Here is a 24,517-nt window from a genome sequence, read left to right as displayed (position 1 = left end):
AATCACTCGCCAGGTTGACTTAACTGTACAAAGAGCAGAGTTTTAACCGCGAATCGCGTGGTTAATGTTTGAAGTAACACGCTAGCAAGGAATATTGGTCAACCAATCGTGAGTGAGGTAACAACATGAAGCAGACCTGGCGCTGGTACGGCCCCAACGATCCTGTCTCTCTGGCCGATGCGCGCCAGGCGGGCGCAACCGGCATCGTCACCGCACTGCATCACATCCCCAACGGCGAAGTGTGGTCAGTCGACGAAATCATGCAGCGTAAGGCGCTGGTGGAAGCCGCAGGTTTGGTGTGGTCGGTGGTGGAAAGCGTGCCGATTCATGAAGAGATCAAAACCGGCAGCGGCCGCTGCCAGCATTGGATCAGCAACTATCAGCAGTCGCTGCGCAACCTGGCGCAATGCGGCATCAAAACCGTGTGCTACAACTTCATGCCGATCCTCGACTGGACGCGCACCGATCTCGAATATCTGCTGCCGGATGGGGCGAAAGCCCTGCGCTTTGATCAGATTGAGTTCGCGGTGTTCGAGCTGCACATTCTGCAACGTCCCGGTGCGGAGCAGGATTACAGCGCCGAAGAGATCGCCCAGGCCGCTGAACGCTTTGCGACGATGAGTGAAGAGCACCGTAACCGCCTGATGCGTAACATCATCGCCGGTTTACCGGGCGCTGAGGAAGGTTACACGCTGGATCAATTCCGCGCCCAGCTGGCGCGTTATGAAGGCATCGGTAAAAACGAACTGCGTGAGAATTTTGCCACCTTCCTGCGCGCCATTGTCGCGGTGGCCGAAGAAGTGGGCGTGCGCATGGCGGTGCATCCGGACGATCCGCCGCGTCCGATTCTTGGTTTGCCGCGCATTGTTTCGAACGCCGACGATCTGCAGTGGATGATCGATACCGTTAGCAGCCCCGCCAACGGTTTCACCATGTGTACCGGCTCGTACGGCGTGCTGGCAGAGAATGATTTAGCCGGCATGGTCAAACGCTTCGGCCCGCGCATCTACTTCGCGCATCTGCGTTCCACCAAACGGGAAGAAAACCCCAACAGCTTCCACGAGGCCGCACATTTGGGTGGCGATGTGGATATGTTTGCGGTGATCAAGGCCATTGCCGAAGAGGAACAGCGCCGTAAAGCTGCGGGCGAGGAAGATTTGATTCCAATGCGTCCCGACCACGGCCACCAAATGCTGGATGACCTGAAGAAGAAAACCAATCCCGGCTACTCGGCGATTGGTCGACTGAAAGGATTGGCTGAAATTCGCGGCGTCGAACTGGCGATCCACCGCGCCTATTTTGCTCAGGAAGCCCAATAATGCGCTTTATGGATGAAGATTTTCTGCTGCAGAGCGACATCGCGCGGCGCTTGTACCACGACTTCGCTGAGGACATGCCGATCTACGATTATCACTGTCACCTCAATCCGCAGGAGATTGCTGAAGATCGTCGCTTCGCCAACCTCGGCCAAATCTGGCTGGAAGGCGATCACTACAAATGGCGCGCGCTGCGTGCTGCCGGCGTGGATGAATCGTTAATTACCGGCAAGAGCACCAGCGACTACGACAAGTATCTCGCGTGGGCGCAAACGGTGCCAAAAACCCTGGGTAACCCGCTCTATCACTGGATGCACCTTGAGCTGCGTCGTCCGTTTGGCATCACCGATACACTGTTTGGCCCGGACACCGCGCCTGCTATCTGGCAGCGCTGCGCGGAACAACTGGCGACGCCGGAATTTTCCGCGCGCGGCATCATGCACCAGATGAAGGTGCGCATGGTCGGCACCACGGACGATCCGGTTGATTCGCTGCGCTATCACCGCCAAATCGCCGAAGACAGCAGCTTTGATATTGACGTTGCGCCGAGCTGGCGTCCGGACAAAGTCTTTAAAATCGAGCTGGAGGGTTTTGTCGACTATCTTGGGCGTCTGGAAGCCGCCGCCGATGTCGCCATCGACAGCTTCGATGCGTTACGCCGCGCGCTGTTACGTCGCCTTGACCACTTCTCCGCTCACGGTTGTCGCGCATCGGATCACGGCATCGAAACCCTGCGTTTTGCGCCGGTACCTGACGACAGCGTGCTTGATACAATTTTGGCGAAACGTCGCCGTGCCGATGTGCTGGATGAATTAGAAATCGCCCAGTTCAGCAGCGCGGTGTTGGTGTGGCTCGGCAGTGAATATGCGCGGCGCGGCTGGGTGATGCAGCTGCACATCGGCGCGATTCGTAATAACAGCACGCGCATGTTCCGCCAGCTTGGGCCAGACAGCGGGTTTGATTCGATTGGCGATAACAATATCGCCTGGCCGCTGGCGCGCCTGCTGGATGCGATGGACCTCAACGATCAGCTGCCGAAAACCATTCTCTATTGCCTCAATCCACGCGATAACGAAGTGCTGGCCACCATGGCAGGCAACTTCCAGGGCGCGGGTTTCCCTGGCAAGGTGCAGTTTGGCTCCGGCTGGTGGTTCAACGATCAGCGCGACGGCATGCTGCGTCAGCTGGAGCAGCTGTCGCAAATCGGCTTACTCAGCCAGTTTGTTGGCATGCTGACCGATTCGCGCAGCTTCCTCTCCTACACGCGCCACGAATACTTCCGCCGTATTCTGTGTAATCTGCTGGCGCAGTGGGTGCAAGAGGGCATTGTGCCGCATGATGAGCCGATGCTTGGCAGCATGCTGCGCGACATCTGCTTCAATAATGCCGAACGCTATTTCGCACTTAACGCTTAGTAATGAAGGCCTGACACTGCACGTCGTGACCAGGCCGATTCTTATTCGCTATGCTATAGTGCGCGTCTCTGAGTGAGGCTGTATCAGAGGTTGTGAATCCTTTAACACACAGAAAAGAGCACGATGAAAACTCAAACTTCAGCACAGCGCCCTTATCAGGAAGTCGGGGAAATGCTCCGCCAGATGATCACCCAGAAGCAGTATGCGGTGGGCGAACGTCTGCCGCCGGAGCGCGAACTCGCCGCGCTGCTGGACGTGACGCGCACGCTGGTGCGTGAAGCGCTGATCATGCTGGAGCTCGAAGGATTAATCGAGGTGCGTCGCGGTGCGGGCATCTACGTGATTCACGACTCGCCGCAACAGCCTGTTTCGCTTCACAAGGCCAGCAACGATGCAGGACCGTTTGAGATGTTGCAGGCGCGCCAGCTGCTGGAGAGCAATATCGCTGAGTTTGCCGCGCTGCAAGCCACGCGTGAAGACATCATGAAGATGCGCCAGGCGCTGGAGCTGGAAGAGAAAGAGCTGGCTTCGGGTGCGGTCAACCAAAGCGAAAATGGCGATCGTGATTTCCATCTGGCGATTGCCGAAGCCACGCACAACAGCATGCTGGTTGAGCTGTTCAAGCAATCCTGGCAATGGCGCGAAGATAACGTGATGTGGAGCCAACTGCATCGCCACCTGGTTAACAACAATTACCGTAAACAGTGGCTCGACGATCACAAAAAGATCCTCGCGACGCTGATCAAAAAAGACGCGCGCGCCGCCAAACTGGCGATGTGGCAACATCTGGAAAACGTGAAACAACGGCTGCTGGAGTTCTCAGACGTTGATGATATCGATTTCGACGGCTATCTGTTTGAATCCTGGCCGCTGTACGCCACCAACAATCCGCCTAACTAATTTGCGTGCCCTCTTTTGACACCACGACAGTAATAAGGTCAACCACATGCTGCGGGAAAACTTCAACGACCTGATCTATTTAGTGATGGTGGCGCGCGAATGTAGCTTCACGCGCGCCGCAGCTAAATTAGGCGTGTCGCAATCGGCATTAAGCCACTCGATTCGCGGTCTTGAAGAGCGATTAAACACACGTTTATTAACGCGCACCACACGCAGTGTCGCGCCAACCGAAGCCGGTGAAAACCTGATTCAGAGCGTGGCACCGATGATGGCCGATATCGAGAAAGCCCTGCTGCAACTAGCCGATAATCAGGGCAAGCCGTCGGGGAATATTCGTATTACCGCCGGTGAACATGCGTTGTCTTCCACATTATGGCCGCTGCTGAAACCGTTTCTGCAAGCCTATCCGGAAGTGAATGTTGAGCTCTCTGTCGATAACACCTTAACGGATATTGTCAGCGGACGTTTCGATGCTGGCGTGCGACTGGGTGAAAGCATTGAGAAAGATATGGTGGCGGTGCGAATCGGCCCGGACTGGAAAATGGTAACTGTTGCATCGCCTGACTATTTGCAAAAGCACGGCATTCCCGCCACGCCCTACGAATTGCAGAATCACAACTGCATTAATATGCGGCTTCCTACGCTTGGAGGATTATATAGCTGGGAGTTCAGCAAAGATGGCAAAGATATTCGCGTTAAAGTTGAAGGGCAGCTGATATTTAATAATCTGGCTTCGCGTATTGATGCGGTACTGGCCGGCATGGGTATCGCCCATGTCCCCGAGGATACCGTTAAACAGCATATCGCCAACGGCGAACTGCAATGCCTGCTTGAAGACTGGACTGAACCGTTTAGCGGATATTATCTCTATTATCCAAGCCGCAAACAGCACACCGCCGCGTTTGAGAAATTGATCGAAGCCATTAAATACAAGGGCTGAAAGCTCGTCAAAGGAGCCTTTGGGTCACCATAAATGGTGACCCTACATTGAGCACGATTTTGTAGGGTCGCCATTCATGGCGACCTCAACTAATTACATTAACTCACCACGCTCAACGCCAAATCCTTCGCCAGAAAAAACGGACGCAAATACGCCACGCTATTCGATAAAGGCAAGATTTCATCACTGAGCTGAATGCCGATGGTTTCGCGCAGATAACGGCGGCGGGTTTCGATACGCTGCCACAGCGCCGGATATTGATTGCGGATATCGCTTTGTAGCGCTGCATCAGCCAGTAGCACACATTCTTCGGCGCTGGCACCGTTGTAGCCCGGCACCGATGGGATGATATCAATTTGCAGCATCATGCCGCTTTTGAGCAATTCGGTGGAATGATGATAAATCGGCGAAGACATCCACTCTTCATCCGCCACCAGATGTCCCGGATTGAGATGCCAGCCGAAGTGCTCTTTCGGCAACACCTGCTCGATAAGCTGATACAGCGCCCCGCCGCTCATGCCGCAGCGAATATTTTCCAGCCACGCTACCACCGCAGTGAAATAAGGTTTGGCGATGCGATCCAAATAATCTTGCTGGTCTGGCGGCAGTTCGCTTTGCTCGGCAATAACAAAACCGCTGCGGCTGGAGAGTCCGCCTTTAAAGGCGGTGGTCAGCGAGAGCGGATCGCCGCGCTGCACTTTTTTGTAAGTCGGATAGAGATTCGCCTTGTCGAAACGACTGCCGGTCGCGGCAATGGTCACCACCGTGTTGCATTGCCCTTCCGCCTGAAGTAACGCGCCCAACTCGGTTTCACGCACGCCCACCTCGATGGCATTCAGCGCGTCCAGCATGCAATTTGATGCGAGGTTTGCGCCATATTCGTAATGCGCGATTTCATTGGCATTGCAGGTGGTGCGCGCGCCGTGATCGCCAATAAATAAGTGGATGGCATTTTCTAATATGGCGTTATCGCTAAGCGTGCGCTGAATGGCGTCGACGATAAAATACGGCAAATCAAACATTGCACGCCTATTACCCGCAGCAGGCGTAAACATCTTCCAGCCCACCAGCCCGACTTTATGGCCGTTGGCTAAGCCAGCGTCTTTGAACAGGCTTTCCAGCGGCGCTTCATTGTCCATCGGCTGATTGGGTAGCGAGAAGTATGGCGTGTGCACCAGTGCAGCAGAGGTGCGTGAGAAGCGCGCCATTTTGAGGTTTTCGTTGCCCAGCACCAGCGTGCAAGCTCCGGAGTGATTCAGCAGCAGCAATCCTTCTTCGAAACGCGGGATAAATCCGGTGAGATATTCGAAATTGCCGCCGTGTTCCTTGTCGGCATAGATCACCAGCCAGTCAAAACCCTCGCGCTGCATGCCCGCCAGCAGCGCGTTTTTACGCGCCTGCAGCGTGTCATCGGTGAGAAAAACCGGTTCAACGTCGCTGAACGTCACCGGCGCGCTAATCGGCCCGAACATAATTGCCATGATGCACTTCCTCGCACTACAGAATGAGTTGAGGATAGTAGCGTTTTTAGCGCAGCGGACTTTGATCCACGCGAAAAAAGGCGGAGGGGTGAGCTCCGCCTTGTCTCAAGTTCCGATCAGTGTGCCTGACCGGTCAGTTGCAAAAGGGCAACGATGATTTGAAGAATGATGCGGACGATGTCCAGCAGCAATCGAACAAGTTCCATCACTTTCCTTCTCCTCTGAGAGGAGCGCGCCTTTCAGCGGCCGGGGCTTTGACTCCACCCGCCGACCGCCTAAGCACAATTGTGAGGAGTGCTGAGCGGCTCTCATTGTAAAAGCCACAGGCCAGCACCACCTGAAACCTGCCGGGATTTGACTATCCGCGCCCCTGGAGTCATCAGAAAAACAATGAGGCTTCGCTCGTCACTCAACACCTGTATAACCATACAGTATTATGGCAAAACTTGAAATATATCGCCGCACATTTTATTATCGCCTGTGTGAGGAGTGCTGAGCACCCCGTTCGCGGCGCGGTTACCAGCCGGTTAGCGAACATAAAAAAAGGATTTGGCGTTAAGCCAAATCCTTTTTTATTGCCCGCGATTAATTATCTGGCGGAACTGATACGCCAAATGGTATTTCCCGCATCATCGGCAATCAACACGCCGCCCTGCTGATCGGTGGCTAAACCCACCGGCAAACCGCGCACCTGCTTCTGATCGTCGGTCAGGAAACCGGTCACCACCGGCTGTGGCTGCCCTACCGGTTTACCGTTCTCGAATTTCACCCACACCACCTGATAGCCGTTGAGCGGCGTGCGGTTCCAGCTGCCGTGCTCGCTGATAAACGCGCCGCCGCGATACTGCGGCATATTATCCGCGCCGTAGAACAACAAGCCGAGCGGTGCAACGTGTGAGCTTAGGGCGTAATCTGGTTTGATCGCCTTCTCCACCAGATCCGGCCTTTGCGGCTGCGCGCGTTCATCGACATGTTGACCATAATAGCTGTACGGCCAGCCGTAGAAGCCTTTGTCCTGCACCGACGTCAGGTAATCCGGCACTAAATCCGAACCGATTTCATCACGTTCATTGACGACAGCCCACAGCTTGCCGCTCTGCGGTTCCCACTGTAAGCCGGTTGGATTGCGCAGGCCGCTGGCATAAATCCGGCTGGCGCCGCTGGCCGCATCCACTTCCAGCACCGCCGCACGGCGATACTCTTCGCCAATACCGTTTTCCGTCACGTTACTGTTCGATCCCACGCCGACATACAGCTTGCTGCCGTCGGGGCTGGCGAGCAGCGATTTGGTCCAGTGATGGTTAATCGGCCCGCCCGGCAGTTCGGTCACTTCTACCGGCGGCATGCGGATCTCGGTTTGCCCGGTTTGATACGGGAATTTCACCAGGCTATCGGCGTTCGCCACATATAGCGTGTCGCCCACCAGCTGCATACCAAACGGCGCCGTCAGGTTGTCGATAAAGCGATGTTGCTCCCATTTGCCGTTAACGTTCCGCAACAAGGTGATGCGATTGCCGCCCTCGCCGCCCTTGCCGGACGCTTTCTGCACAATGCCCATAATCAGCTGTTTTGGCGCGGTGGTCGGTTTCGGTGTGCCATTGGATTCCGCCACCAGCACGTCATTGTTCGGCAGCACCAACACCTGACGCGGATGCTGCAGATTGTCGGCGATCTTTTCGATCTTCAACCCATCCGCCACTTTCGGCATTTCACCGGCTTTCCACGGCGTGCCTTCCGGCACCTGCATCGGCGGCATGAAGAAGTTCTGCGCTTGTGGCAGTTCAGGATTTGGGCCAATTTGCTTTTGAGGATCGATCAGCGCCCCGTCGTCACAGGCGCTGAGCAGCATCGCGATGGCTACCGCGCTGAGTAAGTGTTTCATACGCGACCTCCTTGCGTGCGGCGTTCGCGCAACACCAGCTGCACGTTAGCGATCAGCAGCAGCGCCACCACCAACGTCGACAGCGTCACGCCCAGTGGCACCACCGCGTACGCATCGCGACTGTGAATAAAGGCATTCACCACCGCCAGTACGATTGCCAGCAGCGACAGCCAGAAATGGGTTTTCTCATTCGGCCGCGCGCCACGGAATAAATAAACCAAACTGATAAATCGTGGCAGGATAGCCAGCACCAGACCAATGGTGATCAGCCAGCTGGCCGATTTGGTCCACATGATGACGAAGGTTTGCAAATAGAGGATATCGAAAAACCAGGCGGCAACAAAAAAGCCCAGCGGCAACGGTTCCAGCAGCGTATACAACGTCACACCGAACACCGATCTTCCTGAGGTATGAAACATTACTCTCTCTCCCTTTTACCGTATTAACATCAAATGGCGCACGCGTTTCGCTTTTCTGAAACAACGTGCCACCACCTGTGAAATATTAGTAAAGATAAACAGTAACGTTTAACACTTATCTAACATATTAAAACTTAAGACTTATCTGCCGGCAGGCTTACCCAATAACCCGGCTGATACGACAATGGCAGGAACTTTTCGTGGAACTCACGGAAGGTGGCGTCCGGATCGAGATCGGCAAACAGTTCAGGATGCAGCCACTTCGCCAGCGCCTGAATCGCGACAAACTGATATGGGCTGTCGTAGAACTGATGCCAGATGGCATGCGCGTTACCGTTGTGCGCGACCGGCAGCGTTTTGAAGGCATCACGCATCATCAGCAGCTGTAAACGCGCCGTCGCCTCTTTTACATCTGCACCGGGACCCACGCCGACCCATTTGCCAACGGTGTTGTAGTTTTTCCAGTTCGCGCCCGTCACCACCACCACATCGGGACGGCTGGCGATGATCTGTTCTGGATTGAGGGTGCCGAAGGTGCCTGGAATCAGATCTTTGGCAATATTGCTGCCGCCCGCCAGTTCCACCATCTGACCAAAGTTTTCGTTACCAAACGACATGCAGCACTCGTCGGTATAGCCGCCAGCGCGATCAATCATCACTTTCGGGCGCGTGCCGTTAAAGTTCTTCAGGCGATCGGTCACCCTGGCGATTTGCGCACGACGGAACGCCACGATCTCTTCGGCGCGCTGCGGATTGTTGACCAGCTCGCCCATAATGCGGATGCTTTGCTCAGCATGTTCCATCGGCTTCTCACGGAAGTCGATAAACACCACCGGCACGCCCACCGCTTGTAACTTCTCGATCAGCTTGCCTTCATCGGTCGCGGCTTTAGATTCGAGGTTCATCAGCACTAAATCCGGCTTCAGCGTCAGCGCCTGCTCGACGTTAAAGGTGCCATCTTTCGCGCCACCAAAGGTCGGCAGCTTCTTGATCTGCGGATATTTCTTCTCATACGCCATATAACCGTCGTAATCGGCTTTATGGAAATCGTCGCGCCAGCCCACCACACGCTGGAACGGCGCAGCGGTATCAAACGCCGCCAGCAGATACATTTGGCGCCCTTCGCCGAGAATGATGCGTTTGGATTCTTCTTTGACTTCAACCTGTCGTCCAGCCACATCGGTAATCGTTTTAGCAGAAGCGTGACTCGCCACCGCCAGTAACCCCAGTGCAAACAGCCATTTTTTCATTTGATCTACCCGGAATGATAATGATTATTATTAAAATTTCGCGGCGTCACTATTACCTGGCTGACAGCAAATGAAAAGCCCCGAGGACACATTTTTTTACATTCCCTCCGCTTTTTCCCACTGTGCAATCGCTCACAAAATGCCCTTCATTCGTGAAAACCCTCACAGCGCACCGGGCAAATGCCCAATTAATCGCCGCGCTATCCCGCGCTTTGGCTAATGCGTAAACGAAATGTGAACGCTAAATTACAAAATGAAACAGCGTTTTATTTTTATGTTAATGCCCAGCTGGGCACGCTACCGAGTTGAAGGAGAAGTTACCGTGAAGATCAGTGCCATTGATGTCACCCTGTTTAGCTACCCTACGCGCCGCGTCTCTGACAGCGCCGGACATTCGCATCCCGGCGCAGAGACCGATGCGCAAATGGCGCTGCTAACCCTCACTAGCGAAGATGGCGATTGCGGCTACGCCTTCGCCCCGGCCGAAGTGATTCGTCCGCACGTGGTGAACGCCTTCTTCCGCAAAGTGCTGATTGGGCAAAACGCCTTTGATCGCGAACGTCTGTGGCAGGATCTGGTGCATTGGCAGCGCGGTAGCGCCCATCAACTCACCGAACGCGCGTTGTCGGCGGTGGAACAGGCGCTGTGGGATTTGATTGGCCGCAAACTCAAGCAGCCAGTGCATAAGTTGCTCGGCGGCTATCGCGAGAAAATTCCTGCTTACGGCAGCACCATGTGTGGCGATGAGCTGGAAGGCGGATTATCCACGCCCGATGAATATGCGCGGTTTGCCGAAAAGCTGGTGGCGCGCGGTTATCAGGCCATCAAACTGCACACCTGGATGCCGCCGGTGTCGTTCGCGCCAAGTCCACAAATGGACATCAAAGCTTGCGCTGCGGTGCGCGAAGCGGTTGGTCCAGACATCGCCCTGATGCTCGACGGCTATCACTGGTACAGCCGCAGCGATGCGCTCACCATCGGTAAAGCGCTGGAAAAACTCAATTTCGCCTGGTTCGAAGAGCCGATGGAAGAGGAGAGCATGGCTTCGTACGCCTGGCTGGCGGAAAACCTCAGCATTGACGTGCTCGGCCCGGAAAGTCTCGGCGGCAAACACCACAGCCGCGCCGATTGGGTGCGTGCCGGTGCCTGCGACATTCTGCGTGCCGGTGCGAACGGCGTTGGCGGCATCTCCGCCACCATGAAAGTCGCCAGCCTGGCTGAAGCCTTTGGTATGGATTGCGAAGTGCACGGCAACGGCGCCGCCAGCATCGCGGTAGTGGGCGCCATCCGCAACTGCCGCTGGTACGAACGCGGTCTGCTGCATCCGTTCCTTGATTACGAACAGCCACCCGCTTATCTCAACGCGCTGGTTGATCCGATGGATGCCGACGGTTTTGTGCATCTGCCAACGCGCCCTGGACTTGGGGAGGACATCAATTTTGCGTGGATTGAGACGCACACGCTAAATCGCTGGTAAGCGCCCAACACAAGCAGTACGGCAAAAAACTATAAACCTCTGACCTGCTGGACTTTGCTTATGAACCTGATGAACCCCTGCAGAGCGTGGTGCGCCGCGCTGCTGCTGCTCACCTGTAGCCCGTCGCTACTGGCGTCCACGCCAGACGACCAGCTAATTGTGGGCATGAACATGAACAACTTACTCACGCTCGATCCCGCAGCCATGACCGGCAACGAAGTGGTCGGCATTGTGGTCAATCTCTATGACGGTTTAGTTGAGTTAGATCCGCAGCAGCTCACCAACGTGCGCCCCGCGCTGGCGGAGCGCTGGGAAATTAGCCCCGACAACCGTCAACTCACCTTCCATTTGCGTGACAATGTCACCTTCCACTCCGGTAATCCATTGAGTAGCGCCGATGTGATCTGGTCGATGCGCCGCGTGCTGCACCTTAATCTGGCGCAGGCGTCGGTATGGAAATCATACGGCTTCAGTAAAGAGAACGTGGATCAGATGATCACCGCGCCGGACGCGCACACGGTGGTGATTCGCCTGCCCAAGCCTAACGATCCCAAGCTGGTGCTCTACTCGCTGGCAGCGCTCGGCAGCATGGTGGTGCTCGACAGTAAAACCGTCCAGGCGCAGGCGGTGAATAACGATTGGGGCAATCGCTGGCTTACCACCCACGAAGCGGGTTCCGGACCGTTTCGCCTGGATGTATGGCAGGCCAAAGATGTGCTGCGCATCAGCCGCGATGCCAACTACTGGCGCGGTGCGCCAAAGCTGACGCGCGTGGTGTTCCGTCATCTGCAGGAGTCGCAAACCTTGCGCCTGATGATGGAAAAAGGCGATCTCGATATCGCCAGCAACATGGCGATCCCCGATGTGAAAGCGCTGCGCCACGATCCCGACCTCACCATCGACGCGGTACAAAAAGGCACGATCTATTACCTGGCGATGAGCATGAAGGACAATCACTTCGCCAATCCGCAGGTGCGTGAAGCACTGCGCTATCTGGTGGATTATCAGGGAATTAACAAAACGCTGATGGCCGGTTACGGCACGCTGCATCAGCGGCCGATTCAATCCGGCATGCCGGCAACGTTGCCCGATCCGGGCTACAAGCTGGACGTGCCACGCGCTAAAGCGCTGCTCGCCGCCGCCGGTTATCCCAACGGTTTTGATACCACGCTGCGCGTGCTGGCCGATCAGCCGTTCCTCAATGTCGCGATCGCGATTCAGTCCACGCTGATGCAGGGCGGGATTCGCGCCAAAATCATCACCGGCACCGGCAACCAGATTTACGGTGCAATGCGCGAACGCCAGTTCAACCTGCTGGTAGGACGCGGCGGCAGCGGCGTGGAGCCGCATCCGCACTCCAGCCTGCGTGCGCTGGTGTATAACCCGAATAATGCCGACAGCGCGCGACTCACCAACTTTCAGGGCTGGCGCACCGGTTTTTATGACGCACAGCTGAACAGCATGATCGATAAAGCGCTGCTGGAGCGCGATGTAAAACAGCAGCAGCAGGATTACTTCGCCATCCAGCAACGTTACGACCAGCTGATTCCGGCGCTGATGCCAATCTCGCAAATGACCGATTCGGTGGTGGTGAACAATCGCGTGCAGGATTACGTGCCGCATCCGTCGGCCACCACTTTCCTGCGTGACGTATGGAAAACGCCAGATAGCCTGGCGGGAGGTGCCCAATGAAGCTAACAAAAAGCCACTGGCGACGCCTGCGTAGCCGCAGCGTGCAGGTCGCGATCACGCTGTTTGGCCTGCTGCTGCTGACCTTCTTTATTGGCCGCGTGATGCCGCTCGATCCGGTACTGGCGATTGTCGGGCCGGATGCCGATCACAACACCTATCAGCAGGTTTATCACCAACTCGGCTTCGATAAACCGCTGTGGGTGCAGTTTGGCATCTATCTGCAAGGCCTGCTGCACGGCAACCTCGGGCTGGCGCTGCTGACCGGACAACCGGTGATCAACGATATCCTGCGCGTCTTCCCGGCCACGGTGGAACTGGCAACGCTGGCGATTGTGATTGGTACCGGCCTCGGCGTCCCGCTGGGCGTGTGGGCCGCGGCGCGCCGCAACAGCGTGATTGACTATCTGGTGCGCATCATCAGCCTGGCGGGTTACTCCACGCCGATCTTCTGGGTGGGTATGGTCGGCCTGTTGCTGTTTTATGCCCATCTCGGCTGGGTTGGCGGCGCGGGCCGTGTCGATTTCAGTCTCGATGGCATTGTGCCGCGTCGCACCGGTTTTCTGCTGATCGACGCCTTGCTGGTCGGCAACTTCACGGTATTCAGCAATGCGCTCAATCACCTGATTCTGCCCGCATCGCTGCTCGGCTTTCACTCGCTGGCTTACATCAGCCGTATGACGCGCAGCTTTATGCTGGCGCAGCTGTCGCAGGAGTTCATTTTGACGGCACGGGTGAAAGGCCTCAGCGAATGGCAGGTGATTTGGCAGCACGCGTTCCGCAATATTCTGGTGCAGCTGCTGACGGTGGTGGCGCTGGCGTACGGCTCGCTGCTGGAGGGCGCGGTGCTGATTGAAACCGTGTTCTCGTGGCCCGGTTTTGGTTCCTATCTCACCGGCAGTTTGATGCTCGGCGATATGAATGCGGTAATGGGCTGCGTGCTGGTGGTCGGCCTGATTTTCGTGCTGCTCAATCTTCTCTCTGACCTGCTCTATCAGGTGTTCGATCCGAGGACCAAAGTATGACGATTTCTCTCGATACGCCGTTAGCCAGCCAGACGCGCGAACGGCTGGCGCGCTGTCGCCGCACCGGCGCACGTATCGGCCATTTTCTCTGGCAGATGGCGCGCAACCCGTTAACCGCAATTGGTGGCGGCATCATTTTGCTGCTGCTGGTGGTGGCGCTATTCGCGCCGTGGATCGCGCCCTACCATCCGCTGATTCAGGATCTTAATAATGCGCTGACGCCACCCAACGCGCAGCACTGGTTTGGCACCGATGAGTTTGGCCGCGACATCTTCAGTCGTCTGGTGTGGGGCGCGCGCATCACGCTGTATATCGTGCTGCTGGTGTCGATCACCGTTGGCCCGCTGGGCTTGCTGCTCGGCGTAACCGCCGGTTACTTCGGCGGCAAAGTCGATAGCGTATTGATGCGCGTCACCGACATCTTTATCTCCTTCCCGAGCCTGGTGCTGGCGCTGGCGTTTGTCGCCGCGCTCGGTCCGGGACTGGAGCATGTGGTGATCGCCATCACCCTCACCGCCTGGCCGCCGATTGCACGCCTGGCACGCGCCGAAGCGCTGTCGCTGCGCCAGGCCGATTTTGTCTCCGCGGTGCGCTTGCAGGGCGCCTCTTCACTGCGCATTTTGTGGAAGCACATCGTGCCGCTGTGCCTGCCGTCGGTGATCATCCGCATCACCATGAATATGGCGGGCATCATCCTGACCGCTGCCGGACTCGGTTTTCTGGGTTTGGGCGCGCAGCCACCGGATCCGGAATGGGGTGCGATGATCGCCAGCGGCCGCACTTACATGCTGGAATGTTGGTGGGTGGTGACGGTGCCAGGTCTGGCGATTCTGATCAACAGCTTAGCGTTCAACTTCTTAGGAGATGGCTTACGTGACATCCTCGATCCCCGCAGCGAATAGCGCTGCACCGTTGCTCGACGTGCAGGATTTACAGGTCAATTTTGTCAATGGTCGGCTGGTGACGCCCGCCGTGCGCGGCATCTCCTTCCAACTGGGCAAGGAGAAACTGGCGATTGTCGGCGAATCCGGTTCCGGCAAATCCACCGTGGGCCGGGCGCTGTTACAGCTGCATCCGCGCAGCGCGCAGGTCACCGCCCAGCGCATGCAGTTTGGTGACGTGGACCTGCTGCGCGCCACGCCAGCCCAAATGCGCGCCATTCGCGGCAAGCGCATCTCAATGATTATGCAGGACCCGAAATACTCGCTGAATCCGGTGGTGCGCGTGGGCGAGCAAATTGCTGAAGCCTGGCGCAGTCATCATCCCGGCCAGCGCGAGGTTGCGCGGCAGCGAGCGATGGAGATGCTCGAAGTGGTGCAGGTACGCGATCCGGGCCGCATCTATCAGTGCTATCCGCACGAAATTTCCGGCGGTCAGGGGCAGCGCGTGATGATCGCCATGATGCTGATTACCGATCCTGAACTGCTGATTGCCGATGAACCCACTTCGGCGCTGGATGTGTCGGTGCGTCTGCAGGTGCTGGCGCTGCTGGACGATTTGGTTAAACAGCGCGGTCTCGGGCTGATTTTTATCAGTCACGACATCAATCTGGTGCGGCGCTTCTGCGACCACGTATTGGTGATGTATGCCGGGCGCGTGGTGGAGTCACTGGCGGCCAGCGAGCTCGACCAGGCGCAGCATCCTTACACGCAAGGCTTACTCGCCGCGCTGCCGGATATGGATCTACGTCGCGCCCGTCTGCCGGTGCTGCAACGTCAGGCCAGTTGGCTGCAACCCTAAGGAGCAATGATGAACGAGATGATCCGCGTAAGTAATCTCAACCTCAGTTTTGGTGAGGAGGAGCGGCGCAATCAGGTGCTGTTCGACGTTAATTTGTCGATTCGTCAGGGTGAAATTTTTGGCCTGGTGGGCGAATCAGGATCGGGCAAAACCACGGTACTGAAGTGCCTTGCCGGGCTGTTCACCCACTGGCACGGCGAGCTGGCGATTGATGGCGTGCCGCTCGAACATCGTATCGCACGCGAGCGCTGCCGCAGCGTGCAGATGGTGTTTCAGGATCCGTACGGATCGCTGCATCCACGTCACACCATCGGCGATATTCTTGAGGAGCCGCTTCAGATTCACGGCATCGGTCAGCGCCAGCAGCGCGTTATCGCCATGCTGGAGAAGGTCGGCCTCAATCGCGCGTGGCAAACCCGCTATCCGCACCAGTTGTCTGGCGGCCAGCGCCAGCGTGTAGCAATTGCCCGCGCGCTGATTCTGGAACCGCGCGTGCTGCTGCTGGATGAACCAACCTCGGCGCTGGATGTGTCGGTGCAAGCGGAGATCCTCAATCTGCTCAGCGATTTGCAGCAGCAGGAGAAGCTAACCTATTTGATGGTGACGCACGATCTCGGCGTAGTGGCGCATCTGTGCCATCGCGTGGCGGTGATGCAGCACGGCAAAGTGCTGGAAACGCTGGATGTCGATGCACTGGTTCACAATCGCGCGCAGGTGGCCTATACGCAGATGCTGGTGGATGCAAGCCGGCAGGATAACGGGGTTCTGGCGTAGGGTCGCCGTTTATGGCGACCGCTTTACCAGGTGCGCATTTAGGTATGACCGGTCTGATTTGTAACCCATCAGCCCGGTCATACCTAAATGCGCACCCTACGAAAAACGCGCCAGTCCTTTGTAGGGTCGCCATTTATGGTGACCGAAACGCACGCAGTAGTTGAATGAGTTTATGCAAAGTTCACCCTATCAAATAACTCGCCAATAGCCGCCCCTGGCCGCCCCCACTCTTTCCAGACGATGATGTGATTGGAGGAGTTTTAAATTACGCTCAATGGTTCTGCTACTCACGCCCAACAACTGAGTCAGATCGGCAATGGTCATATCAGGTGATTTACTCAGGGCAGCAAATATTTTTACGGCGGTGGCAGGAAGTTTAGCATTTTTTTTCTCCGACATTTTCTCCGACACTTTCTCCGACATTTCCAATGTCGAGATGTCGGTTGAAGAAGAGTGCAAACCAATACCTTCAACCAATGCTTCAATCAACTTTTCCAGCATGAAAGCGATAAAAGGAGTGCAATCACTGGCCCGATCACATTCGCCTAAAACGCGATAATAATGCTGCTGCTGATTATGGATCAGCGTTTCAACCGGAAGCCATGCGAACTCAGGACGCCATTCGCTGAGAATTAATGTTTGCCATAATCTTCCCATGCGTCCATTGCCATCGGTGAAAGGATGAATGAATTCAAATTCATAATGGAAGATAGAGCTGGCAATTAACGGATGAATATCTGTGTTTTTTAGCCAATTGAGCAAATCCCCCATCAGGCGTGAAACCTGGTGCGCTGGTGGTGCCATATGGATAAGTTGCTGTTCGCGATATACCCCAACATTGCCATTACGTAATTGGCCCGGCGCATCGACCAGTCCCATCATGAGCAACTGATGCGCCGCCAGTAAATCGGCTAGTTTTGCACTTTGCCAGTCATTGAGCTTTTCATAAGCCAGAATAGCGTTACGCACTTCCTGAATATCTTTAGCTGGAGCCAACACACGCTTGCCTTCCATGATCGCTGTCACCTGTTCAGTTGACAGACTATTGTGCTCTATAGCTAGCGAGGCCTGAATGGTACGAATGCGATTCTCTTTACGCAAAAGCGGTGAAGATTGTTCTGCCTGAGCAGCCCAGCGGCCCAGTAATTCACCTACTTCAATCACCTGATTCAGGATGGTTGGCGTGATGGTGTAAGGCGGCTGATAACCTGCCATGCGTCTCTCCCTTGATGATTGCTGATGTTTACCAGACGGCTACAACGATGAAATTAAGCGTGACCTGCGAGGATATTACAATTTTGGTCATCGTGTGATGGGGAAAATGAGATTTCAAATCTGGAAGTGAAAAACAACAAAGCCAGGTTTCCCTGGCTTCGCTCAAACCGTTTTGATTACTGCGTCAGTTCACGCACAAACCCCACGATCTCCTGATTCTGACCATGTTCAAACAGGCAATGCTGCAGGCGCGGGCCGCTTACCGCGGTCTTCACCAGTTCCGGATCGATGGCGCGCAGTGAATCGAGGTAATTCTCTTTGAGCAATGCTGCTTTCACCTCGTTTAGGATACCCGCGTTGCGCACCTGTGGCTCTTTGCGCTCAGGCGGATAACCGTGCCCTTTTTCGCCGGTGAAGGCTTTTTCGAAAATAAAGCGCAGGTTCAGTTCCGCGCCCCAGCCAAAGCCTTTGGCGAACGGCAGCGATAGCGCATTACCGTTGTTGATTTGCGCAAACAGATAGGCATCCGCCGGGTCGATGCAATAGCCGCACACCACGCCGGGATGCAGGTTCAGCGACATCAGCGCACCCTGGCCGGTGCCGCAACCGGCTACCACAAAGTCCACCGCTTTGCTGTTTAGCAGTACGTTGGCCATGATGCCGAGGTGAATATAGGTAAGATGGTGATCCTGTTCGTCGCTCATACCGACGTTAAACACCTGATGCCCTAGCGGTTGCGCCACAGACTGAAGCTCTTTCAACACCGTTGCGTTCTTCGCAGCCTGGCTATTTTCCATCATCAAAGCGATTTTCATGATCCATCCTCAGATTAAATTGAAACACCGTTTCATTTTAATCAAAGATCGTTAAAATGCAGCCTTTAAATGCCTTTTTGACTGTGAGTTAAGTCACACATTGACGATGCAACCTGCAAGGAGAAACCATGTTTATCTATAAAAGCACAACCCATTTGGACGATTTAGGCAACGGCGTGACGCGCCGAATTCTGGCGCACGGCGGCACCATGATGGCGGTGGAAGTCACCTTTGAGCAGGATGCTGTTGGTCCGCTGCATCACCATCCGCATGAGCAGCTCACCTACGTGCTATCCGGACGTTTTGCCTTCACCATTGATGGCGTAACCAAAGAAGTGAGCGCTGGCGATACGCTGTATAAAGCGCCGAACATTGTGCACGGCTGCGTGTGTCTGGAAGCGGGCGTATTGCTGGATACCTTTACGCCGCAGCGCGAGGATTTTCTGGCGGCACCGTAACGTGCCGCCAGACAGACTAGCGGGAAGCCCACCAGAGGCGCAGCTTCAGCCCCCAAGCGCTGGTCCAGCCGCTGCTGATACTGATGACTTTGCCCTGATGCAGCACGATAAAGGTCGGCGTGGCCTGAATATCCCAGCGCTGGCCGATCGCCCCGCTCTCATCGTTGATCGCCACGCCTTGCAGCCCTTTCTTCTCCAGCCAGGTTGCTACGCGCATATCGTTACCGGATCGCAGCGCCACGCTCGCCACCTTGTAACCTTGCTGGCTCATCGCCGCCACGGTTGGCGTGGTGAGTTTGCATACGCCGCACCAGGTTGCCCAGACGTAAACCAGCAATGGCCGATCCTGACTGAGCTCCGCCAGATTGACCTCGCCTTGCAGCGAGGTGAGCGGCTGTTGCGCCAGGTCGGCAGGCAGCTGCGGTGCGCGCAGCCAATCCATGCCCCACAGTGCCGCCGCGACAATCAGCACCAAGAGCAGCGCCTCACGCAGCCAGCGCTTTAGTCGACTCATTGCTTCGCCTGCAGCGCGCCTTTCACTGCCGCTTCCAGTTGCTGATACGGCACCGCGCCGCTGATCATCTGGTCGCCCACCAGCGTCGCTGGCGTGCCCTGTACCCCGAGCTGCTGCGCCAGCGTCAGGTTGCTGTTGATGGTGTCGAGGCTCACTTTGCTTGGCTCTTTCAGCTTGATGCCGGTTTTCTCCAGCGCCGCGTCGATGCTGGCGGTATCGTGATTGCCCTTTTTCGCCATCAAACGTTCATGCAATTTGAGGAAGTTTTTCGGCTGCTGTTCCCAAACGGTGAGCGCCAGGCGCGCCGAGGTGAGTGAGGTTTCAGAGCGATACGGCAGCGGTTTAATCACCACCGCGACCTGCGGATAGGCTTTCAGCAGTTTTTCGATATCGGCTTCAAACTTCTTGCAGAACACGCAATTGTAATCGGTGAAATAAACCAGCGTCAGCGCCGGTTTCTCGGCACCGATGCGCGGTGAACCAGCGTCGTTGAACAGCGCGTCATGGTTTTTCTTCACCATTTGCGCCACCACATTTTGCTGCTGTTGCGCTGCTTCTTTATCAAACGCATCAGCCGCTTCCGCCAGAATGGACGGATTTTGCACCAGGGTTTCACGGATCAGCTCTTTGATGCGCGCTTCCTGCTCAGGAGTAAAAGGCGCAGCCGCCAGTGCAGGCATGGCAAGGAACATCAGTGGCAGTAACAGGGATTTCTTCATTATTTTTTCGCCTCAGAGAGAGTGGAGATCACCGCTTCACGACTCAGCAGCGGTGACAAAATCTGGCCTTGCGGCAGTGCCGGGCCATAAATTTGGTTAAAAGGGATCGCCACACGGTCGCGGCGGCGCAGGAATTCACCGATGGCAGGATCGGGCTGCGTCCAGTCGCCGCGCAGCAGCACCACGTCATCGGCTTTCAGCGCAGCACGCACATCGGGTTGATTCAGTACGCGGGATTTGTTCACTTTGCAGGTGATGCACCAGTCGGCGGTGACATCGACAAACACCCGTTTATCCTGCTCGAGTGCCTGATGGATCGCCGCTTCGGTCAGCGGCTGCCAGTGCAGCGTCTCCTCTTCCGGCGTGATGCGCGTCATTAGGAATAGCGCACCAGCCAGCGTCAGAGTGATAAACACCACGCCCGCCTGCTGCAACGCGCGTCGCTTCACCAGCCAACCACACAACACCGCGAGTAACACGCCCGCCAGCACCAGCGCGAAGGTGCTGCCCCAATGCGGTACCAGCAATGTCACCAGCCAGAAGGTGGCGAGCAGCATAAACAGGCCGAGCACGCTGCGCAGATGCACCATCCAGCGCCCCGGACGCGGCAGGCAGCGGGCCATGCCCGGCAACGCCGCCACCAGCAGCCACGGCAAACTCATGCCGACGCCGAGCGCGACAAACAGCAGCCACAGCTGCGGCAGCGGTGCCGTCAGCGCATAAGCCACCGCTGTACCGAGAAACGGCGCGCTGCACGGCGTAGCCAGCAAAGTGGCAAACGCGCCCTGGCCGAAATGCCCAAGCAAGCCGTCGCCGCCCTGCGTCGCCAGTTTGGTATTCAAACCTGACGGCAAGCGGAAATGCAGCAGATCAAACAGGCTGGCGCTGAACAGGAACATCACCAACACCATCACCAGCAGGAAGCCGCTGCTCTGGAACTGAATGCCCCAACCCAGCGCCTGACCGCTGAGCCGCAGTCCCGTCATCAGCAGTGCGAGCAGCAGGAAGGAGAAAATGATCCCGGCGCTGGAGGCGAGAAACTGCTGGCGTGTCTGACGCTGCGTTTGCCCTTGCTGCTGCACCAGGCTGCTGAGCTTGATCGCCAGCACCGGCAACACGCACGGCATCAGGTTGAGGATCAAGCCACCGAGCAGCGCCAGCAGCAACACCGACCATAAGGTGTGCGCACCATCGCCGGACACCAGTGTTTGCGCGCCAATATGGATCACGCTTTGCTGCGCAATCCCACCGTCGGCAACCACCAACGACAGCGTTTTGCCGCGCAGATCCGGAGCCGCTTCGCCCCATTCATCGGTGACCGCGACCCGCGCGCTGAGCGTGTCGCCTTTCACACTGATTTGCGGTGCCGCCAGCATGCTGCCCGGCGGATAATCGAAGAACAGTTCCGGTTGTTGCCAGCCGCCCTGACGCTGTGCGTGGATCTGCAATTCACCATTCACAAAGCTGGCGTCGAGCTGATCGGTTAAACCGCTGGCGGCCGGGATACGTCCCATCGCCTCGGCGAAATCGCGGGCAAAATCGGCGTCAGCGGGCTGCGTCAGATCGAGGCTGAACGGGAAGTCGGTAAGGATGCAGACATCGCTGCAGGTCGAGAGCGTCAACGTTCCCGCGAGCTGTTGGCTCGACAGTTTCGCCAGTTCGATCGGCAGCGTGATATCGCCTTTGTAGCCTTGCGTGGTCAAGCCGCTCACATCAAAACGTTCAGGCGCTGGCCAGAACCATTGCGCGTTGACCTCCGGCGTTTGCCAGCGGATTTCCGGCGCAACGCCGCCTTCGCCTGGCGTGCGCCAGTAGGTTTTCCAGCCAGGTTGCAGGCGAATATCCAGCAGCAGTTGCTGATTATCGTTGTGGCTGGCGCTGCGCAGGCGCACTTCGGCATGGTTGTTTTGCGCATTGCGCAGCCAGCCGGTGTCTGCCGCCTGCGCAGTGATCGCGCAGCTCGCCAGCAGGAGCAGCAGGCTCCTGATCAATACAGTCATGTGAATTCTCCAGTGAATAACAGGGTTTACGCGATGTAACGCGCAGGTGTTATTCCCGGAAGACGCAGAAGGTCAGATGCCGCCGTCGCAGAGGCGGAAACAGCGGTGCGCGGCGATAGCCGACGGACGTGGTGGTTTGTGTGAAGGTAGCGATCAGCGCCAGCAACAACAGCAGGAAAGGCAATGCGGTATCAAGTATAGGTGCGGCGGCACTGAGCGATTTGGCGCTCAGTGCACAAGGTTTTTCACTGCCGCTGGCATCATCACTGCTGTGAGTTTGCGCGGACGCGCTGACCTGCGCTAAAGGTGCGGAAGGCAAATTGAAGCTGCGCTGGACGAGACAAAACGCCAGCACCAGACAAACCAGTGCCAGAATCCATTTTGCGCGTGATAGCGATATCGTCATGCCGCAGCCTCAGAGAAAAGTGCGGGCATTTTAAGCATCTGCAGCAGAAACACCAAGCTTTGCTGTGTAAACTTTTGTCTTTGTGGTGCGAGCATTGTAGGGTCGCCATTCATGGCGACCTGGTCAATCACCGCTCCCGGCTAAACAATATCATCCACCACGCCGCCATCCACGCGCAGCGCGGCACCGGACGTCGCCGACGCCTGTTTCGAACAAACGTACACCACCATGTTCGCCACCTCTTCCACCGTAGCGGCACGCTGGATCACCGAACTCGGACGCTGGGCCATCACAAACTCTTTCGCCAGCTCTTCCAGCGGTTTACCGGTGCGCTTCACCTCGTCTTCCATCATGGCGGCAAAACCATCAGAGAGCGTTGGGCCCGGCAACACGCTGTTCACCGTCACGCCGCTGCCCGCTACCACTTTCGCCAGCCCGCGCGCCAGCGACAGCTGCGCGGTTTTACTTACGCCGTAATGCAGCATATCGGCGGGAATATTCAGTGCTGACTCTGAGGAGATAAACACCACGCGGCCCCAACCGCGTTTCACCATCTCCGGCAATAAAGCCCGCGACAGGCGCACACCGGACATCACGTTAGTTTGCCAATAGGCATCCCAGGTTTCGTCATCCACTTGATAAAAATCCTGCGGACCGTAAATCCCGGCGTTATTCACCAGAATATCGATCGGCGGCAAACCGTTGAGCAGTTGCTTAACACCTTGCGCACTGCCGAGATCGGCGATAAAGGTGTGAATTTTCGCCCCCGCCACTAAGCCGTTGAGCTTCTCGCGCGCACGACTCACCGAGGCTTCGCTGCGCCCGTTCAGCACCACTTCCGCCCCGCTGGCCGCCAGACCTTGTGCAATGGCAAAACCGATACCGCCGGTTGATGCGGTAACTAAGGCTGTTTTTCCGTGTAGATCGATATTCATCATGCTTTCCTCTGTGAGCGTAATCACAAAGCCTGGTTCAGGCAGGAGAAGATGCATTGACGAATCATGCGATGGAGGTGTCGGCCGCAATGCTGATGTGCGTTCAGCCTGCTGCCGACAGGGTTCAACCCGAGGCTGACAAAGCCGGTTGAGCGCTGATCGGCAGCCGCAGTTGGCGCTGTAACCAGGCACAGGCCGCTGCCTGGTCCGGGTTGCGCGCGTTAAGCTGCAACACCGGACCCAGCGCCATCGGCTGTGCGGTTTCCGCCAGCTTGCGCAGTTCCGGCAAATACTCTGCGCCCGGATGTCCCGGCATGCGATCGGTCAAGCGTGCCTGATAACGCGCCACCGCCTCATCCGGTGTGATCGCCAGCCACAGCTCCAGCACCCGCGTCACACCCGCCTGCTGCAATCCTTGCTGCAACACCTCTTTCGGCTGGAAGCCAAACCAGGCATCGATGACATAGATGCAACGCGTCGGTGCTTGCGCCACCACTTGCCAGATCGCCTGATACGCCGCACAACCTAACTGGCGATTGCGCAGGCGATCCACCGGCGCAAAGCTGGCCATAAACGGCTCTTTCAGGCTATCCAGCGTCAGCACCGGAAAGCCGAATTGCTCAGCCAGCGCGCGCGTTAAGGTGCTTTTGCCGGAAGCCGGAATGCCGTTCACCAGCACCACCATCTTCTCTTCAGAGTCGGTTGTCATAGGATCTCTATCACCTCCGCAGCACTGCTGGCGTTGCGCAAGCGCACCAGCGTCTCCTCATCTTCCAGCAGCGTAACAATCGCGCGGATGCCCTCTTCAATGTGGGCGTTGCTGTCACGCGCACCGAACATAATCACGATGTCGGCTTTGTCGCTGCCGTCGAAGGAAATCGGCTCATCCAGCACGATCATGCTGAAACAATCTTTCAGCACGCCGGTTTCAGGCCGCGCATGGGGAATGGCGATGCCCTCCTCAAACACGTAATAAGCGCCATGCTCCAGCGTGTTGGCGATCACCGCTTCCGGATAGCTGGCTTTGATGTAGCCGCCGTTCACCAGCGGCAGCGCCGCCAGCGCGATCACCTCGCGCCAATCCCTGGCGCTGATCCCCACCTGAATCGCACTTGCCTCCTGCAGCAGCTGTTTAATACTCATACTG

24 protein-coding genes are annotated in these 24,517 nt (G+C 56.7%); 11 read left to right on the top strand and 13 right to left on the bottom strand.

The genetic code is table 11. The annotated features are described in order from the left end of the window. Positions 1-125 precede the first annotated feature (125 nt). The 4 genes from uxuA (at position 126) to NQH49_RS09235 (ending at position 4,571) form a co-directional block, all read left to right on the top strand. Positions 126-1,319 carry a mannonate dehydratase gene (uxuA, locus tag NQH49_RS09250; protein WP_256696402.1) on the top strand — a complete coding sequence of 398 codons (1,194 nt, stop codon included), beginning with the start codon at positions 126-128 and terminating at the stop codon, positions 1,317-1,319. Beyond that, positions 1,316-2,731: a glucuronate isomerase gene (uxaC, locus tag NQH49_RS09245; protein ID WP_256698406.1), complete on the top strand. Its 1,416-nt coding sequence runs from the start codon at positions 1,316-1,318 to the stop codon at positions 2,729-2,731. The genes uxuA and uxaC overlap by 4 nt, the downstream gene beginning before the upstream one ends. A 123-nt stretch (positions 2,732-2,854) precedes the next feature. Next, the gene (gene uxuR / locus NQH49_RS09240) at positions 2,855-3,631 is read left to right on the top strand and encodes a Uxu operon transcriptional regulator (RefSeq protein ID WP_256696401.1); all 777 of its coding nucleotides are present in this window, start codon (positions 2,855-2,857) and stop codon (positions 3,629-3,631) included. Positions 3,632-3,677: 46 nt separating this feature from the next. Continuing rightward, positions 3,678-4,571, top strand: a complete 894-nt coding sequence (locus tag NQH49_RS09235; RefSeq protein WP_256696400.1) for a LysR family transcriptional regulator — start codon at positions 3,678-3,680, stop codon at positions 4,569-4,571. 98 nt (positions 4,572-4,669) lie between these two features. On the opposite strand, the gene NQH49_RS09230 is transcribed toward NQH49_RS09235, so the two are convergent. The 4 genes from NQH49_RS09230 to NQH49_RS09215 form a co-directional block, all read right to left on the bottom strand. Continuing rightward, the gene (locus NQH49_RS09230) at positions 4,670-6,052 is read right to left on the bottom strand and encodes a M24 family metallopeptidase (RefSeq protein ID WP_256696399.1); all 1,383 of its coding nucleotides are present in this window, start codon (positions 6,050-6,052) and stop codon (positions 4,670-4,672) included. 589 nt (positions 6,053-6,641) lie between these two features. Beyond that, positions 6,642-7,934 (bottom strand): PQQ-dependent sugar dehydrogenase, encoded by a 1,293-nt coding sequence (locus NQH49_RS09225; RefSeq protein WP_256696398.1) that lies wholly within the window; start codon positions 7,932-7,934, stop codon positions 6,642-6,644. Then, complete coding sequence (locus tag NQH49_RS09220) at positions 7,931-8,353, bottom strand: DUF2231 domain-containing protein (protein WP_256696397.1); 423 nt, start codon at positions 8,351-8,353, stop codon at positions 7,931-7,933. The genes NQH49_RS09225 and NQH49_RS09220 overlap by 4 nt, the downstream gene beginning before the upstream one ends. A gap of 134 nt (positions 8,354-8,487) precedes the next feature. After that, on the bottom strand, positions 8,488-9,603 hold the full coding sequence (locus NQH49_RS09215; RefSeq protein ID WP_256696396.1) for an ABC transporter substrate-binding protein: 1,116 nt from the start codon (positions 9,601-9,603) through the stop codon (positions 8,488-8,490). Positions 9,604-9,925: 322 nt separating this feature from the next. Between NQH49_RS09215 and NQH49_RS09210 the strand changes: the two genes are divergently transcribed. From NQH49_RS09210 to NQH49_RS09185, 6 genes are read left to right on the top strand one after another with little or no spacing between them, the layout of a single operon-like run. Continuing rightward, positions 9,926-11,080 carry a mandelate racemase family protein gene (locus NQH49_RS09210; protein WP_256696395.1) on the top strand — a complete coding sequence of 385 codons (1,155 nt, stop codon included), beginning with the start codon at positions 9,926-9,928 and terminating at the stop codon, positions 11,078-11,080. Between the two features lie 60 nt (positions 11,081-11,140). Next, entirely contained in the window at positions 11,141-12,772 is a 1,632-nt protein-coding gene (locus tag NQH49_RS09205; protein WP_256696394.1) for an ABC transporter substrate-binding protein, read from the top strand. After that, on the top strand, positions 12,769-13,794 hold the full coding sequence (locus NQH49_RS09200; RefSeq protein ID WP_008110051.1) for an ABC transporter permease: 1,026 nt from the start codon (positions 12,769-12,771) through the stop codon (positions 13,792-13,794). Before NQH49_RS09205 ends, NQH49_RS09200 begins: the two co-directional genes overlap by 4 nt. Then, on the top strand, positions 13,791-14,696 hold the full coding sequence (locus NQH49_RS09195; RefSeq protein WP_176972282.1) for an ABC transporter permease: 906 nt from the start codon (positions 13,791-13,793) through the stop codon (positions 14,694-14,696). The genes NQH49_RS09200 and NQH49_RS09195 overlap by 4 nt, the downstream gene beginning before the upstream one ends. Next, entirely contained in the window at positions 14,668-15,534 is an 867-nt protein-coding gene (locus NQH49_RS09190) for an ABC transporter ATP-binding protein (RefSeq protein WP_256696393.1), read from the top strand. Before NQH49_RS09195 ends, NQH49_RS09190 begins: the two co-directional genes overlap by 29 nt. An 18-nt stretch (positions 15,535-15,552) precedes the next feature. Next, positions 15,553-16,308 (top strand): ABC transporter ATP-binding protein, encoded by a 756-nt coding sequence (locus tag NQH49_RS09185; RefSeq protein WP_036650049.1) that lies wholly within the window; start codon positions 15,553-15,555, stop codon positions 16,306-16,308. Positions 16,309-16,497: 189 nt separating this feature from the next. Here NQH49_RS09185 and NQH49_RS09180 read toward each other — a convergent pair whose 3' ends face one another. Together NQH49_RS09180 and NQH49_RS09175 are read right to left on the bottom strand one after the other, a co-directional pair. Next, positions 16,498-17,523 (bottom strand): Fic family protein, encoded by a 1,026-nt coding sequence (locus NQH49_RS09180; RefSeq protein WP_256696392.1) that lies wholly within the window; start codon positions 17,521-17,523, stop codon positions 16,498-16,500. Positions 17,524-17,699: 176 nt separating this feature from the next. Next, complete coding sequence (locus NQH49_RS09175) at positions 17,700-18,338, bottom strand: RpiB/LacA/LacB family sugar-phosphate isomerase (RefSeq protein WP_008110061.1); 639 nt, start codon at positions 18,336-18,338, stop codon at positions 17,700-17,702. Between the two features lie 128 nt (positions 18,339-18,466). On the opposite strand from NQH49_RS09175, the gene NQH49_RS09170 reads away from it, so the two are divergent. Beyond that, the gene (locus NQH49_RS09170; protein WP_256696391.1) at positions 18,467-18,796 is read left to right on the top strand and encodes a cupin domain-containing protein; all 330 of its coding nucleotides are present in this window, start codon (positions 18,467-18,469) and stop codon (positions 18,794-18,796) included. Positions 18,797-18,812: 16 nt separating this feature from the next. Here the strand turns inward: NQH49_RS09170 and NQH49_RS09165 are convergent, their stop codons facing one another. The 7 genes from NQH49_RS09165 to NQH49_RS09135 all read right to left on the bottom strand — a co-directional run bounded on the left by NQH49_RS09165 (position 18,813) and on the right by NQH49_RS09135 (position 24,513). Continuing rightward, complete coding sequence (locus NQH49_RS09165) at positions 18,813-19,310, bottom strand: protein disulfide oxidoreductase (RefSeq protein ID WP_256696390.1); 498 nt, start codon at positions 19,308-19,310, stop codon at positions 18,813-18,815. Further along, positions 19,307-20,029: a DsbA family protein gene (locus NQH49_RS09160; protein ID WP_256696389.1), complete on the bottom strand. Its 723-nt coding sequence runs from the start codon at positions 20,027-20,029 to the stop codon at positions 19,307-19,309. The genes NQH49_RS09165 and NQH49_RS09160 overlap by 4 nt, the downstream gene beginning before the upstream one ends. Beyond that, entirely contained in the window at positions 20,029-22,029 is a 2,001-nt protein-coding gene (locus NQH49_RS09155) for a protein-disulfide reductase DsbD family protein (protein ID WP_256696388.1), read from the bottom strand. Before NQH49_RS09155 ends, NQH49_RS09160 begins: the two co-directional genes overlap by 1 nt. Before the next feature lie 49 nt (positions 22,030-22,078). Beyond that, a complete protein-coding gene (locus NQH49_RS09150; protein WP_154152305.1) occupies positions 22,079-22,435 on the bottom strand; it encodes a hypothetical protein in 357 nt (118 codons plus the stop codon). A gap of 140 nt (positions 22,436-22,575) precedes the next feature. Continuing rightward, positions 22,576-23,370 (bottom strand): SDR family NAD(P)-dependent oxidoreductase, encoded by a 795-nt coding sequence (locus tag NQH49_RS09145; protein WP_154183430.1) that lies wholly within the window; start codon positions 23,368-23,370, stop codon positions 22,576-22,578. Between the two features lie 124 nt (positions 23,371-23,494). After that, on the bottom strand, positions 23,495-24,079 hold the full coding sequence (locus NQH49_RS09140) for a P-loop nucleotide/nucleoside kinase family protein (protein WP_256696387.1): 585 nt from the start codon (positions 24,077-24,079) through the stop codon (positions 23,495-23,497). Then, positions 24,076-24,513 (bottom strand): PTS sugar transporter subunit IIA, encoded by a 438-nt coding sequence (locus tag NQH49_RS09135; RefSeq protein ID WP_091003163.1) that lies wholly within the window; start codon positions 24,511-24,513, stop codon positions 24,076-24,078. The genes NQH49_RS09140 and NQH49_RS09135 overlap by 4 nt, the downstream gene beginning before the upstream one ends. Between the last annotated feature and the right edge of the window lie 4 nt (positions 24,514-24,517).

The sequence above is a fragment of the Pantoea trifolii genome (assembly GCF_024506435.1).
Lineage (GTDB): Bacteria > Pseudomonadota > Gammaproteobacteria > Enterobacterales > Enterobacteriaceae > Pantoea > Pantoea trifolii.
This window is presented reverse-complemented; position numbering and strand designations above follow the sequence as displayed.

What these genes read in the sequence shown, in the direction of transcription:
- NQH49_RS09165 (WP_256696390.1), bottom strand. Translation starts at nt 19,310, where the DNA reads ATGAGTCGACTAAAGCGCTGGCTGCGTGAGGCGCTGCTCTTGGTGCTG.
- NQH49_RS09235 (WP_256696400.1), top strand. Translation starts at nt 3,678, where the DNA reads ATGCTGCGGGAAAACTTCAACGACCTGATCTATTTAGTGATGGTGGCG.
- NQH49_RS09215 (WP_256696396.1), bottom strand. Translation starts at nt 9,603, where the DNA reads ATGAAAAAATGGCTGTTTGCACTGGGGTTACTGGCGGTGGCGAGTCAC.
- NQH49_RS09230 (WP_256696399.1), bottom strand. Translation starts at nt 6,052, where the DNA reads ATGGCAATTATGTTCGGGCCGATTAGCGCGCCGGTGACGTTCAGCGAC.
- NQH49_RS09150 (WP_154152305.1), bottom strand. Translation starts at nt 22,435, where the DNA reads ATGACGATATCGCTATCACGCGCAAAATGGATTCTGGCACTGGTTTGT.
- NQH49_RS09220 (WP_256696397.1), bottom strand. Translation starts at nt 8,353, where the DNA reads ATGTTTCATACCTCAGGAAGATCGGTGTTCGGTGTGACGTTGTATACG.
- uxuA (WP_256696402.1), top strand. Translation starts at nt 126, where the DNA reads ATGAAGCAGACCTGGCGCTGGTACGGCCCCAACGATCCTGTCTCTCTG.
- NQH49_RS09195 (WP_176972282.1), top strand. Translation starts at nt 13,791, where the DNA reads ATGACGATTTCTCTCGATACGCCGTTAGCCAGCCAGACGCGCGAACGG.
- NQH49_RS09175 (WP_008110061.1), bottom strand. Translation starts at nt 18,338, where the DNA reads ATGAAAATCGCTTTGATGATGGAAAATAGCCAGGCTGCGAAGAACGCA.
- NQH49_RS09140 (WP_256696387.1), bottom strand. Translation starts at nt 24,079, where the DNA reads ATGACAACCGACTCTGAAGAGAAGATGGTGGTGCTGGTGAACGGCATT.
- NQH49_RS09200 (WP_008110051.1), top strand. Translation starts at nt 12,769, where the DNA reads ATGAAGCTAACAAAAAGCCACTGGCGACGCCTGCGTAGCCGCAGCGTG.
- uxuR (WP_256696401.1), top strand. Translation starts at nt 2,855, where the DNA reads ATGAAAACTCAAACTTCAGCACAGCGCCCTTATCAGGAAGTCGGGGAA.
- NQH49_RS09155 (WP_256696388.1), bottom strand. Translation starts at nt 22,029, where the DNA reads ATGACTGTATTGATCAGGAGCCTGCTGCTCCTGCTGGCGAGCTGCGCG.
- NQH49_RS09145 (WP_154183430.1), bottom strand. Translation starts at nt 23,370, where the DNA reads ATGAATATCGATCTACACGGAAAAACAGCCTTAGTTACCGCATCAACC.
- NQH49_RS09225 (WP_256696398.1), bottom strand. Translation starts at nt 7,934, where the DNA reads ATGAAACACTTACTCAGCGCGGTAGCCATCGCGATGCTGCTCAGCGCC.
- NQH49_RS09170 (WP_256696391.1), top strand. Translation starts at nt 18,467, where the DNA reads ATGTTTATCTATAAAAGCACAACCCATTTGGACGATTTAGGCAACGGC.
- NQH49_RS09160 (WP_256696389.1), bottom strand. Translation starts at nt 20,029, where the DNA reads ATGAAGAAATCCCTGTTACTGCCACTGATGTTCCTTGCCATGCCTGCA.
- NQH49_RS09205 (WP_256696394.1), top strand. Translation starts at nt 11,141, where the DNA reads ATGAACCTGATGAACCCCTGCAGAGCGTGGTGCGCCGCGCTGCTGCTG.
- NQH49_RS09185 (WP_036650049.1), top strand. Translation starts at nt 15,553, where the DNA reads ATGATCCGCGTAAGTAATCTCAACCTCAGTTTTGGTGAGGAGGAGCGG.
- NQH49_RS09135 (WP_091003163.1), bottom strand. Translation starts at nt 24,513, where the DNA reads ATGAGTATTAAACAGCTGCTGCAGGAGGCAAGTGCGATTCAGGTGGGG.
- NQH49_RS09180 (WP_256696392.1), bottom strand. Translation starts at nt 17,523, where the DNA reads ATGGCAGGTTATCAGCCGCCTTACACCATCACGCCAACCATCCTGAAT.